Genomic DNA, 13,762 nt, shown 5'->3' with positions numbered 1-13,762 from the left:
GACGCACTCCGGCGACTTGATGATTTGAGTCAGCCCTATTGGCGGTTTGGCAAGAATCGTCACTAGACTGGCATGGGTCTGGGTTCACTGGACGCGGAGACTGGTTCGATCGTTGTGCTGCGGCACCGTGGAAACCAGTGGGAATCAAACTCACGGAAGAGGCGTATTTCAAGTGCCAGAGCAGCCTAGCCACCGTCTACCCGAGGAATTTGGCGGAAACGAGTGGCTCGTTGACGAACTGTACGAGCGTTATCAGCAGGACAAGAACGCGGTTGATGCCAAGTGGTGGCCGCTGTTCGAATCCTTCGACGCCGGTGACGGTTCGTCCACCAACGGAGCCTCAGGCGCAGCGACAGTTGCGCACCCCACCACCCGCGAAATTCCCGTTGTAGCTCCGGTTGCCGCGTCGCAGGCGCGGCCGGCAGCCCCGGCAGCTTCGGCTCCGGCCGCAGCCGCTGCCGCTGCTCCCGCGCCTGCCGCACCGGCGCCTGCGCCGGCCGCGGCCAAGAAGGCCCCGGCCACCGTCGCCCGCGACGGCTCCAAGACGTCGGAGGCCAGCCCGGGCAGCACGCCGATTCCGGCCCAGCTGCCCAAGAACATCAAGGCCCCGACGGCCCCGGAAGAGGACGTCGTGTCCGTGCTTCGCGGTCCGGCCAAGGCCATTGCCACCAACATGATTACCAGCCTGGAGGTGCCCACCGCCACCAGTGTCCGGGCCATCCCGGCGAAGCTGCTGATCGACAACCGCGTGGTCATCAACTCCAACCTGGCCCGCGCCCGCGGCGGCAAGGTCTCCTTCACGCACCTGATCGGCTATGCCGTCATCCGCGCCCTGGCCCAGTTCCCCTCGATGAACGTCTACTTCGACGAGATCGACGGCAAGCCTGTCGCCGTCCAGCCGGCGCACGTGAACTTCGGCATCGCCATCGACATGCCCAAGCCTGACGGCACCAGGCTGCTCATGGTGCCGAACATCAAGAAGGCGGAGACCCTCAACTTCTCCGAGTTCTGGCACACCTACGAGGACCTGATCAAGCGCGCCCGCGCCGGCAAGCTGACCGCCGATGACCACTCGGGCACCACGGTGTCGCTGACCAACCCCGGCGGCATCGGCACGGTGCACTCGGTGCCGCGCCTGTCCAAGGGCCAGGCCGCCATCATCGGCGTCGGCGCCCTGGACTACCCCGCGGAATTCCAGGGTGCAAGCGAGAAGATCATCGCCCAGAACGCCATCAGCAAGGTCCTCACGCTGACCTCCACCTATGACCACCGCGTCATCCAGGGTGCCGGCAGCGGCGAGTTCCTGAAGCTCGTGCACCAGCTCCTGCTGGGCGCGCAGAACTTCTACGACGACATCTTCGAATCCCTGCGCATCCCGTACGAGCCGGTGCGCTGGAGCCCGGACCTGCAGGTGGACCCGGCCGACGAAATCAACAAGGTCGCCCGGATCCAGCAGCTCATCCACGCCTACCGGGTCCGCGGCCACCTCATGGCGGACACCGATCCGCTCGAGTACGTCCAGCGCAAGCACCCGGACCTCGATGTCCTGACCTACGGCCTGACCCTGTGGGACCTGGACCGCGAATGGCCCACCGGCGGCTTCGGCGGCAAGCCGATGCTGAAGTTCCGCAACATCCTCGGCGTCCTCCGCGACGCCTACTGCCGCACCGCCGGCATCGAGTACATGCACATCCAGGACCCGGCAGAGCGCAAGTGGTTCCAGGACCAGATCGAGCACCCGTACTCCAAGCCGAGCCGTGACGAGCAGCTCCGCATCGTCTCCAAGCTCAACTCCGCCGAGGCCTTCGAGACGTTCCTGCAGACGAAGTTCGTCGGGCAGAAGCGCTTCTCGCTGGAAGGCGGCGAATCCCTGATTCCGCTGCTGGACGCCGTGATCTCCAATGCGGCCGACGACGAACTCGACGAAGTAGCGATCGGCATGGCCCACCGTGGCCGGCTCAATGTGCTCACCAACATTGCCGGCAAGACCTATGCCCAGGTCTTCCGCGAATTCGAGGGCACCCAGGATCCCCGCTCCGTGCAGGGCTCCGGCGATGTGAAGTACCACCTCGGCACCGAGGGTACGTTCACCTCGGATAACGGCAAGGAGACCAAGGTCTACCTCGCCGCCAACCCGTCCCACCTTGAAGCCGTTGACCCCGTCCTCGAAGGCATCGTCCGCGCCAAGCAGGACCGCCTCGACCAGGGTGAAGCCTTCCCCGTGCTGCCGATCATGGTGCACGGCGACGCGGCCTTCGCAGGCCAGGGTGTGGTGGCGGAAACGCTCAACCTCTCCCAGCTGCGCGGCTACCGCACCGGCGGCACCATCCACATCGTGGTCAACAACCAGGTCGGCTTCACCACCGCCCCGTCGTCCTCGCGGTCCTCCACCTACTCCACGGACGTCGCCAAGATGATCCAGGCGCCGGTGTTCCACGTGAACGGCGATGACCCGGAGGCCGTGGTCCGGATCGGCCAGCTCGCCTATGACTTCCGCCAGCGGTTCCACAAGGACGTTGTCATCGACATGGTCTGCTACCGCCGCCGCGGCCACAACGAGGGCGATGACCCCTCGATGACCCAGCCGCTGATGTACAACCTGATCGAAGCCAAGCGTTCGGTCCGCAAGCTGTACACGGAATCGCTGATCGGCCGCGGTGACATCACCGAGGAGGAAGCCGAGCAGCTGCTGCGCGACTACCAGGAACGCCTCGAGCGCGTCTTCGCCGAAACGCACGCCGCCCAGACGTCCCCGATTCCGATCATCACGGCCGATTCCGCCGCCGTGTCGGACATCGAACGCCCGATTTCCCAGCAGGGCGATTCGTCCGTCAGCACCCCGGCGTCCACGGCGATCTCCGCCGGGACGCTGGCCCGGATCGGCAGGGCCCACACCGACATCCCCGAGGGCTTCACGGTCCATGCCAAGCTCAAGCAGCTGCTGGAGAAGCGCGAGGCGATGTCCCGCGAGGGTGGCATCGACTGGGGCTTCGGCGAGCTCGCGGCGTTCGGCTCGCTCACCATGGAAGGCGTGCCCGTGCGGCTCGCCGGCCAGGACTCGCGACGCGGCACCTTCGTGCAGCGCCACGCCGTCTTCCACGACCGTGCCAACGGTGACGAGTGGACGCCCCTGGCCCACCTCTCAGAGGACCAGGCCAAGTTGTGGATCTATGACTCCCTGCTCTCCGAATACGCCGCCATGGGCTTCGAATACGGCTACTCGGTGGAACGCCCGGACGCCCTGGTGCTTTGGGAAGCGCAGTTCGGCGACTTCGTCAACGGCGCCCAGACCATCATCGACGAGTTCATCTCCTCGGCGGAGCAGAAGTGGGGCCAGCGCTCCTCGCTCGTGCTGATGCTGCCGCACGGCTACGAAGGCCAGGGCCCGGACCATTCCTCGGCCCGGATCGAGCGCTTCCTGCTGATGTGTGCCGAGCAGAACATGATCGTGGCAAACCCGACGACGTCGGCGTCGCACTTCCACCTGCTGCGCCGCCAGGCGTACAGCCGGCCGCGCAAGCCGCTCATCATTTTCACGCCGAAACAGCTGCTTCGCCTCAAGGCCGCAGCGTCGTCGGTGGAGGACTTCACCACCGGCACCTTCCGGACCGTGATCCCCGACCACGAGCAGCTGAAGACCGAGGCCGTCGAACGCGTCCTGCTGGTCTCCGGCCGCCTGTACTACGATCTCCTGTCCACCCGGCAGAAGACCGAAGACAAAGCGACGGCAATCGTGCGGGTAGAACAGCTGTACCCGCTGCCGTCCGCCGAGATCGCCGCGGAGCTTGCCAAGTACCCGAACGCCGAAGTCGTCTGGGCGCAGGACGAGCCCGCCAACCAGGGTCCGTGGCCGTTCATCGGCCTCAACCTTCCGGACGAGCTGGACCGCCGGGTGCGCCTCGTTTCCCGTCCCGCCTCGGCGTCCACCGCGGCAGGGTCGATGAAGCGGCACGCGGCGGAGCAGGACACCCTGCTCAAGCAGGCATTCGCACGTAAGTAAGGTCATTGCTGCCCGGCCGGAGATGGAAACACGAAACTCCGGCCGGGCAGTGGTGTTTAACCGGTGTGTCCGGACCGGCGTGGTCTAGTGGACTGTGTCTCGTTAGCGCTTTGGAGTGAAGAGGTAGTCGTGGAAGATCGAAAGCTGCGTATCGCAGCCGTTGGCGATGAGCTGCTGGCCGGGCTGGGTGATCCCCGCGCCCTGGGCTGGCTGGGCCGTGTACTTGCCCGCACCCCCCAGGACGGCATGTCCCTGGAAAGCTACTCCCTGCCGTGCCCGCAGGAGGGGACCGAGGGGCTGGCCGCGCGCTGGCTCGAGGAGGCCGGGCGCCGCTTCGGCAACAGCCATGAGAACCGCCTGGTAATCGGGCTCTCCGGCCGCGACATCGAATTCGGGCTGTCCACGGCCCGTAGCCGGCTGAACCTGGCAAACATCCTGGACTCCGCCTCGCAGAACAAGATCGAGGTTTTTGTGGTGGGGCCGCCGCCCACCCTGGACCCGACGCAGAACCGCAGGCTTGGCGAGCTCAACACGGCCTTCGCCGATGTCACCACCCGCCGCAAGCACCTCTACGTGGACACCTTCTCGCCGCTGCTGAACCACGAGCAATGGCGCCAGGATCTTGCGGCCAACAGCGGCACCCCCGGACAGGCCGGCTACGGGCTGATGGCGTGGCTGGTGCTGCACCGCGGCTGGTTCCAGTGGCTTGGCCTGGACGCACCGGAGTAGTCCTCCCCGGTCCGGCCGGCCGGTCGCCGGAACCACGTCCTTATCCTGCCCTGCCGGAGTCCAAGTTCGCGATATATCTTGACGTCGGAGCATGAGGCGATATATCGTGACTTTCGTAGTCGCGATATATCGCAATCATTCGCATCCGTATCGCCCTCCCGGAGGAACCATGACAGAGAACGAAGCGGCAGAGAACACCTGGACCGTCACCGGCCCGCAGACAATCGACGTCGACGGCGTCAGATCGCTGAAACTCGGCATCGTCCGGGGCCGCTTCGACATCGTCACGCACGAGGAGGACGTTGCCCGGATCGAGGTCTCCGAAATCCAGGGCGACCCGCTGGCCGTGAGCCTGGTCAACGGCCGGCTCGAGGTCCGCCACCAGCTGCACGGCGCGCAGGGCTGGTTCAAGAACCTCATGGGCACCGTCAACAACAGCAGCGGCAATTCGGTAGTCGTCAGCATCGCCCTGCCCGCAGGCGTCGCGGTGGAAGCGGGCACCGTCAGCGGCGACGGCATGGTCGCCGGGATCAGCGGGAACATCAGGCTGAATACAGTTTCGGGTTCCGTCCTGGCCGACGGCACCTCCGGGGACCTCAACGTCAGCACCGTCAGCGGCGAGGTGATTGCGCGCAACCACCATGGTGTATTCACGGCCAAGAGCGTCTCCGGCGAGGTCACAGCGTCGGGCGATTTCAGCCATGTCAGAGCCAACACCGTCAGCGGCGACCTGGGCTTCGACCTGCACGGCTTCACCCAGGACTTCGGCTCGAATTCCGTGTCCGGGGACGTCACCATCCGGCTGCCGCACGACGTCGGCGTCGACATCATCGCGAACTCCGCCAGCGGCGCCGTCGTCATCGATGACCAGAGATACACCCAGCCCGGCGGCAGCGTGCAGACCATCGCAGGACCCGACGCCCAGCTCATGCTGGTGCGGACCAACTCCGTCTCGGGAAAAACCTCCATCTTCCACGGCCAGCCGACCGCGGATTCCGAAACGGGGCACTAGTGCCTCCGGTCTTTGCCCACGGAGCGCTGCGGCTGTATCTGCTCGCGCTGCTCGAGTCCGGCCCCAAGCACGGCTACGAACTCATCAAGGCGCTCAGCGAACGGTTCGGCGGCACCTACTCCCCAAGCGCCGGAACCATCTACCCGCGGCTCGGCAAGCTCGAGGAGGAGGGGCTGGTGGCCACCCAGACGGAGGGCCGCCGGACCAACTACAGCATCACCCCGGCCGGCCTCGTGGAGCTCAACAGCAGGCGGGACGAACTGGCCGGGGTGGAGGATGACATCTCGGCCTCGGTCCGCCGTCTGGCCGACAACCTGCGGGAGGACATCCGGGTCAATATGCGCGGGCTGCGGGCCGACCTCGCCGCGACGGCCGAGGCGGCACGCTCCACGGCCCGCGCGGCAGGATCAACAGTCGGCGCCCTTGCCGGCCCGCGGTACTCCCAGGAGAGCGACCGGCGCCTGCGCGAAGCGGAAATGCTGGTGCAGACCTTCCGTGACGACATCCGCGTTGAACTCCGCCGCCACGGCGGCCGGCAGCCCATCACGCCGGTGACGCTGGAGACGGTCAAGACGGTGCTGGACCAGGCCAGGATCTCGATCCGCAATTCACTCGGCTAGGGAGGCGTCGGGCAGGCCGCCGGTTCGCGGCTCGAGTCCCGATGTGGGAGACTTGAGGGCAGCTCTTTTGAGTACCGATAGTAAGGAGGCCAGCTATGAGCAAACGTGCACGTAAACGTCGTGACCGTAAGCGTGGCGGCGCGAACCACGGCAAGCGCCCCAACGCCTAAGCAAAAGCTTGGAATGACAGCTTGAGACGAATGACCCCGGAAACCTTGAGGTTTCCGGGGTCATTCGTTTTATCACGCTACGTTTCTCAGGCTAAGGGAGCGGAGGCCGGGAGAACTCAGGCCTCGACGGGCCGGATTGTATGGATCCGGTCAAGGATGGAGTTCTTGAGGTTCTCCGGTGCCGCCTCCGTGCACGAACGCTTCACCATCACGCGGATGACACATTCGAGGTCGTACTGCTCAAAGCACTCAGGGCACCCGTCCAGGTGGTCCTTGATCTCAGCGATGTCATCATGCGTGAGCGCCCCGTCCAGATACTCGTAGATACGTTGCATCCGGGCGTCGTCGCAATCGCCCAGTCCCTGGCAGTCGCTCATTTCCTGTTCTCCTGTTTGTTGCTTCCGGCCGCGGCGGTGGAATTTGCGGCCCTGAATCCCCGCTCGGCGGCGTAGTCGGCGAGCATGTCCCGCAGCATCTTCCGGCCCCGGTGCAACCGGGACATGACGGTCCCGATCGGCGTGTTCATGATGTCTGAAATTTCCTTGTACGCAAAGCCCTCGACGTCGGCGAAATACACCGCAAGGCGGAACTCCTCCGGGATCGCCTGCAGTGCCCGCTTCACATCGGAGTCCGGCAAGTGGTCCAGCGCCTCGGCCTCGGCCGAGCGCAGTCCCGAGGAGGTGTGCGACTCGGCGCGGGCCAGCTGCCAGTCCTCGATGGTGTCCGAATTCGACTGCAGCGGCTCGCGCTGCCGCTTGCGGTAAAGATTGATGTAGGTGTTGGTGAGGATGCGGTACAGCCAGGCCTTGAGGTTGGTCCCGGGCTTGTACTGGTGGAACGCGGAAAAAGCCTTGGTGTAGGCCTCCTGGACAAGGTCCTCGGCATCTGCGGGATTCCGTGCCATCCTCATGGCCGCGGAATACAGCTGATCCACGTACTGCATGGCATCGCGTTCAAAACGGACCCGGCGCTCTTCCGCCGACTCGACCGCGACGTCAAGCGGCTTGCCGTCCACGATGGTCTCCCGGACGGCGGCTTCGTTGTCCGGGGCAACCTGGACTGCGTCAGACGCCGGGGCAGCCTCACGGGATGCGCCAGCGGGGCCGGCAACAGGTGTCTTGGCGGGCGCGGTGTCGTTTCCGGCCACCTCGTGCATGGCCGCAACGGCCGGATCCATGGTGCTCATTGCGTTCAAGTCTACTGTCACCTTCCGGCGGGCACCCGAACCGTCCGGAAGGGCGAGGCCCCACGCTTCCCTGGGATCCGCCAGTTGCACTTTGTCCGTCACCAGAATCAAATCTCCGCCTCCCCGGGCCGCACCGGAGTGGTCCGGCCGTGCCCATGTGTTGCAGCCCCGCCAATGGGGCTGATCCGACTCAAAATCCAGCCATCGAAAAGCGGCTGGAACCTGCCATTCACAACCACGCCCAACGGGCAAATATTCCGCAAAAGTGCAAGACTAGAACCGGTTCTCCCGCGTTGATTCCGCGGTTCGTCCATCCAGGAGGAAATTCATGTCGTTTGTCCGCTTTCTCGCCCGGCCCATGCTCGCCTCCAGTTTCGTCCTTGCCGGCGTGGATAAGCTAAAGAATGCGGATGACACTGCGACGCAGCTGTCTCCCCTGTTGCGCCGCGCGGCTGAGTCGCTGCCGTTCCAGACCAATGAAAAGGTGCTGGCCCGCGTCATCGGCGGCACCCAGGTCGGTGCCGGCGTCCTCTTCGCGCTCGGCAAGTCTGCCCGCCTTGCGGCCACCATCCTGGCCGCCATCTCCGCCCTCAATGGCTACGTTGAATGGCGCAGCGCGGACATCACCTCCAAGGAGGGCCGCGATGCCCGCCGCAAGCAGCTGCTGAAGAACGTCTCGCTGACCGGCGGCGTCCTGCTGGCCGCCGTCGACACGAATGGAAAGCCCAGCCTGGCCTGGCGCGCCGAGCATCTCGCGGCCGACGCCAGGAAGAACACCGGCCACCTCGCCGCTGATGTCAAGAAGACCACGGGCAAGCAGCTGAAGAAGGCCGACAAAGCGGTGCGCAAGGCCGTACACACCGTCGGAGCATAAGGAAGCAATGACCGGCACCACCCCCGCTGCAGCTGCCCTCCCCGTCCCGGCCGGCGTCGCACCGCTTTGGCGGGCGCCGTTCGCGGACCGGCCCGTCGACGCGACGGTTACCGTGCCGGGCTCCAAGTCCCTGACCAACAGGTATCTGGTGCTGGCAGCCATCGCTGACGGGCCCTCGCGCCTGCGTGCGCCGCTGCACTCCCGTGACTCCGCCCTGATGATCGGGGCACTGCGCCGGCTCGGCGCCACCATCACCGAGGTTCCTGGTGACGGCGCCTTCGGCCCCGACCTGGAAATCACCCCCATCAGCCTGGACAGCCCTGCGGCCGGAACCGCGATCGACTGCGGCCTGGCCGGCACGGTCATGCGCTTCGTCCCGCCTGTCGCGGCGCTTCGCCACGGCGAAAGCCTGTTCGACGGCGACCCGCACGCCCGCAAGCGCCCGATGGGGGCCATCATCGGCGCCCTCGCAGGGCTCGGCGTCGACGTCAGCGCGCCCGGCGGCGGACCGGCGTCCTCCCTGCCGTTCACCGTCCACGGCACCGGCGAAGTCCGCGGCGGGCACCTCGTCATCGACGCCAGCGCCTCCTCGCAGTTCGTGTCCGCCCTGCTGCTGGCCGGCGCCCGCTTCACGGACGGGCTGCACCTGGAACATTCAAGCAAGGAACACGCCGGCAGGCCCGTGCCCAGCCTGGACCACATCAACATGACCGTCGCGGTGCTGCGCGGCGTCGGTGTGGCCGTGGACGATTCGGTCCCGAACCACTGGATTGTCTCCCCCGGCCCCATCCGCGCCTTTGACCACCTCATCGAGCAGGACCTCTCCAACGCAGGACCGTTCCTCGCGGCCGCACTGGCGACCCGCGGGACCGTCCGGATCCCGGGCTGGCCACACGTTACCACCCAGGTGGGAGACCTCTGGCGGAATATCCTCACCACCATGGGCGCCACCGTCACGCTGACGGACGGCACCCTCACAGTGACCGGCGGCCCCGAGATCACCGGCGGGGACTTCGATGAAACCAGCGAACTCGCCCCCACCGTCGCGGCGCTCTGCGCCCTCGCCACGGGACCCTCCCGGCTCAGCGGCATCGCCCACCTCCGGGGACACGAAACGGACCGGCTGGCCGCCCTCGTGGCCGAGATCAACCGGCTGGGCGGCGACGCCGAGGAAACGCCCGACGGCCTGATCATCCGGCCGGCTGCGCTCCATGCCGGCGTCGTCCACAGCTACGCGGACCACCGCATGGCCACGGCCGGCGCCATCCTGGGCCTGGCCGTGCCTGGCATCGAGGTCGAGGACATCGCGACCACCGCCAAGACCATGCCGGACTTCCCCCGGTTGTGGGAAGCCATGCTCGCCCAAGGAAGCACCGGAGAGACCGCCGCGGCCCCCGCAGACACAAAGGACGCCACCGGTGGCACGCAGCACTGACTCCTGGGACGAATCCGACGCCCGGATCCGCCCCAATAAAAAGGGCACGCGGCCACGCACCAAGGACCGTCCCAGCCACGACGACGCCGTCACCGGCCGGATCATCACCGTCGACCGGGGACGCTACACCGCCGTCGTCGGCGAGGGCACCGGGGAGGAACGCAAGATCATCGCCGCCCGCGCCCGGGAATTGCGCCGCAACCCCGTGGTGGCCGGCGACTTCGTCTCGCTCGTCGGGGATGTCAGCGGCGAACCCGACACCCTGGCCCGGCTGGTCAGGATCCAGGACCGCAAGACGCTCCTGCGGCGCAGCGCCGATGACACCGACCCGATCGAGCGCGCCGTCGTCGCGAACGCGGACCAGCTCGTGATCGTGGTGGCGGCGGCCAACCCGGAGCCGCGGACCGGTTTCATCGACCGCGCCCTCGTGGCCGCGTACGACGCCGGCATTTCTCCGCTGCTGCTCGTCACCAAAGCCGACGTCAAAGATCCCGCCGAGCTGCTCTCCAACTACCAGCATCTGGATTTCCCGGTCATCATCAGCAAGACGGCGGATTCTGCCGCCTCCGGGATCGACGCCCGCTCGGACGACGGGCTCTCGGCCCGGCTTGACATCGACGCCGTCTCCCAGTTGCGCGGCCACCTCGACGGCAAGGTCACGGTGATGCTGGGCCATTCCGGCGTCGGCAAGTCCACCATGGTCAATGCCCTGACCGGTGCCGAGCGCGCCACCGGCGGCGTCAACGCCGTGACCGGGCGCGGCCGGCACACGTCGTCCTCGGCGCTGGCCCTCAAGGTCAACGAGGCACCGGCCGGCAGCTGGATCATCGATACCCCCGGCATCCGCTCCTTCGGCCTGGCCCATGTGGACCCGGACCGGATCCTGCGTTCCTTCCCGGACCTCGAACCCGGCACCGACGACTGCGAGCGGGGCTGCAAGCACAACACAAGCGCCGTCAACTGCGGTGTCGACGCCTGGGTTGCGGGTGGTCATGCCGGCCCGTCCGGCCCCGCCCGGCTGACCTCGCTCCGCCGGCTGCTGGGCACGGACCCGCGGATGGAAGCGCAGGACGTCAAGGAACTGGGCACCGTCTCCTAGCGTGGCCTCCCGGGGCGCAGCAACGTGGCCTCCCGCTCCGCCGCCCCCTTTGACGGTAGTTTGGAACCATGAGTCAACCCGCTTCGAGCTACAACGATGACCTGCGTCTTGCCCATGTACTGGCAGATTCCGTAGATTCCCAGACCATGAGCCGCTTCAAGGCGCTCGACCTTCGGATCGAGACGAAGCCGGACCTGACGCCGGTCACCGATGCCGACAAGTCCGCCGAGGAAGCAATCCGCGGCCAGCTGTCCCGCTCCCGCCCCCGCGACGCCGTCCTGGGCGAAGAGTTCGGCAGCTCCGGCCACGGCTCCCGCCGCTGGATCATCGACCCGATCGACGGGACCAAAAACTTCGTCCGCGGCGTCCCCGTCTGGGCCACCCTGATTGCCCTCGTGGACGAGGGCGTGCCGGTGGTCGGCGTCGTCAGCGCCCCTGCCCTGGGCAAACGCTGGTGGGCCGGCAAGGGCGCCGGCGCGTACATGGGCCGCTCACTGGCCGCCGCGACCCGGCTGAAGGTCTCCAACGTCTCCCAGCTCTCGGATGCCTCGCTGTCCTACTCGAGCTTGGGCGGCTGGAAACAGCGCGGCAACCTCGATGAATTCCTCGGCCTGACCGAAGAGGTCTGGCGCACCCGCGCCTACGGCGACTTCTGGTCCTACTGCCTCGTGGCGGAGGGCGCCGTCGACATCGCCTGCGAGCCCGAACTGAACCTCTACGACATGGCCGCGCTGGTCCCGATCGTCACCGAGGCCGGCGGGCGCTTCACCTCCCTCGAGGGCGAAGACGGCCCGTTCGGCGGCAACGCCCTGGCCACCAACTCGATCCTCCACTCCGAGGTGCTCAAGCGCCTCAACCCCGGACTCGACGACCTGCTCTAGCAGCTGCCGGCTGTTGCGCTCCGTGGCCGGTCCGGCCACCCAAGGATTCCCACAGGTGTTTGAACGACTCTGGCTTCGGCGGCGGACTCCGCAACCGAAGCGAGGTGGCCCGGACGCCTACGGGGAGGAGAGCAGCCATGCCGGCAACTCTTGAAACCATGGATTCCGGATCCCGGGACGACGCGGCCGGCCCGGTCCTGCTGGTGCTCGCGGCGAAGTACCGGGATCTGGACATTGAGGCCGCCGCCCGGCTGCACTCCGTTTCATCGGAACTGGCCGCGCACGTCCTGGCCGGCAGTTCCGCCGTGACCGGATCGGTGGTCCTGTCGACGTGCAACCGATTCGAAATCTACTGCGAGGTTTCATCCGGCACCGAGGTGGCGACCGCCCGCTCCGGCGCCCTCGGTTCTGTCGGCCTCTGCACCGGACTGGCCGTCCAGCAGCTCACGGCGCTGTTCGAACACCACCACGGATCCGCTGCGGCCGAGCATCTCTTTGCCGTCGCCGCCGGCCTGGATTCCGCTGTTGCGGGAGAGCGCGAAGTCGCCGGCCAGGTCCGCCGCGCCCTCGCCGAAGCACAAGTTGCCGGTACCGCCAGCGGACGTCTGGTCCGGCTGTTCCAGCGAGCCTCCCGCACGGCGAAGGACGTTGGTTCCCGGACCGCGCTGAGCAGCGCCAGCAGGTCCATTGCGTCTGTGGCGCTCGACCTTGCCGGCGGATCCGGGCATCGGGCCCTCGCTGACACGACGGTGGTCCTCTTCGGCACCGGCGCCTATGCCGCCTGCGTTGCGGAGATCCTCAGAACCAGAGGGTGTACAACGATTTCTGTTTTCTCGCAGTCGGGCCGCTCGGGTGCATTTGTCGCGGCCAGGGGAGGAAGGGCGTTGACGGCCAGGGAATTACCCTCTGCCATTTCGCGGGCAGACGTCATCATTGGCTGCAGCGGCACCGGGACGCGTATCAGTGCAGCCACGCTAGCGGACTGGCGGGAGGCTGCGGGACATTCCCTCACCGTGATTGATCTCGCCCCCAGCCACGACTTCGATCCCCAGGTGGCGCAACTGCCGGGCATTGAACTAATTACCCTGGCATCCGTTCAGCTCGCCGCTCCCCCGGCAGACGCTGAGGCACTGCACCTCGCCCGGTCGCTGGTTCAGCAGGCCGCGCACCACTTCGAGGAGCACGAGGAAATCCGCGCCGTCGACACCGCTGTTGTTGCCCTGCGCCAGCACATCCAGGCGGTCCTCGAAGCCGAGATGGAACGGGTGCGGAAGCACCACGGCTGCGGCGCCCCGGCTGAAGAGGTGAACTTCGCCCTGCGGCGCATTGTAAGGCGGCTGCTCCACACCCCAACGGTCCGCGCCAGGGAACTGGCGACGGCCGGCCGCCAGAACGACTACACGGCGGCGCTGGAGGCGCTGTTCGGCCTCAGCGTTCAGCTCACCAGCCCGCGCCAACCCGGCATCGGCCGGCCGCCCGGGCCGGACCAGCAGCACTGCGAAGCAACGGAGCCGGAGACGGCGGCTTCGTAGCGTCGGCCGGCCGAGCCGCGTAACAAAGCGCTTCACATTGAGGCCCTCCCTTTTCGCCTCCAGCGCGGATGTCCTAGGCTCGAAGCAGGTCACGAGTGCCAGCGCTAAACCCCGGTTTGCTGGCCGGCAACCCTCCATTCGCGGCGGGGTGCCCCGGGTGACGACCTGGCCGGTCCTGAACGGACCCGGCAAGCGCGGATCCCCGGCATGCGGGATCCTTTTCG

Annotated in this window: 12 protein-coding genes and 1 riboswitch; of the genes, 10 read left to right on the top strand and 2 right to left on the bottom strand. The window is 67.0% G+C overall.

Features of this window, described 5'->3' with window-relative positions; genetic code table 11:
• Nucleotides 1–172 precede the first annotated feature (172 nt).
• The 5 genes from ACZYZE_RS06145 to ACZYZE_RS06125 all read left to right on the top strand — a co-directional run bounded on the left by ACZYZE_RS06145 (nucleotide 173) and on the right by ACZYZE_RS06125 (nucleotide 6,531).
• Entirely contained in the window at nucleotides 173–4,000 is a 3,828-nt protein-coding gene (locus ACZYZE_RS06145; RefSeq protein WP_459316797.1) for a multifunctional oxoglutarate decarboxylase/oxoglutarate dehydrogenase thiamine pyrophosphate-binding subunit/dihydrolipoyllysine-residue succinyltransferase subunit, read from the top strand.
• A 129-nt stretch (nucleotides 4,001–4,129) separates the two neighbouring features.
• Nucleotides 4,130–4,729, top strand: coding sequence for a GDSL-type esterase/lipase family protein (locus tag ACZYZE_RS06140; protein ID WP_459316798.1), 600 nt, complete (start codon nucleotides 4,130–4,132; stop codon nucleotides 4,727–4,729).
• Between the two features lie 169 nt (nucleotides 4,730–4,898).
• The gene (locus ACZYZE_RS06135; RefSeq protein ID WP_463906813.1) at nucleotides 4,899–5,741 is read left to right on the top strand and encodes a DUF4097 family beta strand repeat-containing protein; all 843 of its coding nucleotides are present in this window, start codon (nucleotides 4,899–4,901) and stop codon (nucleotides 5,739–5,741) included.
• Nucleotides 5,741–6,361 (top strand): PadR family transcriptional regulator, encoded by a 621-nt coding sequence (locus ACZYZE_RS06130; protein WP_459316800.1) that lies wholly within the window; start codon nucleotides 5,741–5,743, stop codon nucleotides 6,359–6,361. Before ACZYZE_RS06135 ends, ACZYZE_RS06130 begins: the two co-directional genes overlap by 1 nt.
• A 95-nt stretch (nucleotides 6,362–6,456) precedes the next feature.
• The gene (locus ACZYZE_RS06125; RefSeq protein ID WP_104061284.1) at nucleotides 6,457–6,531 is read left to right on the top strand and encodes a 50S ribosomal protein bL37; all 75 of its coding nucleotides are present in this window, start codon (nucleotides 6,457–6,459) and stop codon (nucleotides 6,529–6,531) included.
• Between the two features lie 116 nt (nucleotides 6,532–6,647).
• Here the strand turns inward: ACZYZE_RS06125 and rsrA are convergent, their stop codons facing one another.
• A complete protein-coding gene (rsrA, locus tag ACZYZE_RS06120) occupies nucleotides 6,648–6,908 on the bottom strand; it encodes a mycothiol system anti-sigma-R factor (RefSeq protein ID WP_459316801.1) in 261 nt (86 codons plus the stop codon).
• Complete coding sequence (locus ACZYZE_RS06115) at nucleotides 6,905–7,717, bottom strand: sigma-70 family RNA polymerase sigma factor (RefSeq protein WP_463906810.1); 813 nt, start codon at nucleotides 7,715–7,717, stop codon at nucleotides 6,905–6,907. Before ACZYZE_RS06115 ends, rsrA begins: the two co-directional genes overlap by 4 nt.
• A 328-nt stretch (nucleotides 7,718–8,045) precedes the next feature.
• On the opposite strand from ACZYZE_RS06115, the gene ACZYZE_RS06110 reads away from it, so the two are divergent.
• From ACZYZE_RS06110 to ACZYZE_RS06090, 5 genes are all read left to right on the top strand, one after another.
• The gene (locus tag ACZYZE_RS06110) at nucleotides 8,046–8,591 is read left to right on the top strand and encodes a DoxX family protein (protein ID WP_463906808.1); all 546 of its coding nucleotides are present in this window, start codon (nucleotides 8,046–8,048) and stop codon (nucleotides 8,589–8,591) included.
• 7 nt (nucleotides 8,592–8,598) lie between these two features.
• Nucleotides 8,599–10,026, top strand: a complete 1,428-nt coding sequence (gene aroA, locus ACZYZE_RS06105; protein WP_463906807.1) for a 3-phosphoshikimate 1-carboxyvinyltransferase — start codon at nucleotides 8,599–8,601, stop codon at nucleotides 10,024–10,026.
• Nucleotides 10,010–11,125 carry a ribosome small subunit-dependent GTPase A gene (rsgA, locus tag ACZYZE_RS06100; RefSeq protein WP_459316805.1) on the top strand — a complete coding sequence of 372 codons (1,116 nt, stop codon included), beginning with the start codon at nucleotides 10,010–10,012 and terminating at the stop codon, nucleotides 11,123–11,125. The genes aroA and rsgA overlap by 17 nt, the downstream gene beginning before the upstream one ends.
• A 68-nt stretch (nucleotides 11,126–11,193) precedes the next feature.
• Entirely contained in the window at nucleotides 11,194–12,006 is an 813-nt protein-coding gene (gene hisN / locus ACZYZE_RS06095) for a histidinol-phosphatase (protein ID WP_459316806.1), read from the top strand.
• Nucleotides 12,007–12,164: 158 nt separating this feature from the next.
• Nucleotides 12,165–13,538: a glutamyl-tRNA reductase gene (locus ACZYZE_RS06090; protein ID WP_463907155.1), complete on the top strand. Its 1,374-nt coding sequence runs from the start codon at nucleotides 12,165–12,167 to the stop codon at nucleotides 13,536–13,538.
• Between the two features lie 87 nt (nucleotides 13,539–13,625).
• Nucleotides 13,626–13,739, top strand: a riboswitch (SAM riboswitch).
• The last annotated feature ends 23 nt before the right edge of the window (nucleotides 13,740–13,762 follow it).

This window comes from Pseudarthrobacter woesei, assembly GCF_055412745.1.
This window is presented reverse-complemented; position numbering and strand designations above follow the sequence as displayed.

Excerpts from the sequence above, each read along its gene's own strand:
- ACZYZE_RS06135 (WP_463906813.1), top strand. The coding sequence starts at position 4,899 with ATGACAGAGAACGAAGCGGCAGAGAACACCTGGACCGTCACCGGCCCG.
- rsrA (WP_459316801.1), bottom strand. The coding sequence starts at position 6,908 with ATGAGCGACTGCCAGGGACTGGGCGATTGCGACGACGCCCGGATGCAA.
- ACZYZE_RS06115 (WP_463906810.1), bottom strand. The coding sequence starts at position 7,717 with ATGAGCACCATGGATCCGGCCGTTGCGGCCATGCACGAGGTGGCCGGA.
- ACZYZE_RS06110 (WP_463906808.1), top strand. The coding sequence starts at position 8,046 with ATGTCGTTTGTCCGCTTTCTCGCCCGGCCCATGCTCGCCTCCAGTTTC.
- aroA (WP_463906807.1), top strand. The coding sequence starts at position 8,599 with ATGACCGGCACCACCCCCGCTGCAGCTGCCCTCCCCGTCCCGGCCGGC.
- hisN (WP_459316806.1), top strand. The coding sequence starts at position 11,194 with ATGAGTCAACCCGCTTCGAGCTACAACGATGACCTGCGTCTTGCCCAT.
- ACZYZE_RS06090 (WP_463907155.1), top strand. The coding sequence starts at position 12,165 with ATGGATTCCGGATCCCGGGACGACGCGGCCGGCCCGGTCCTGCTGGTG.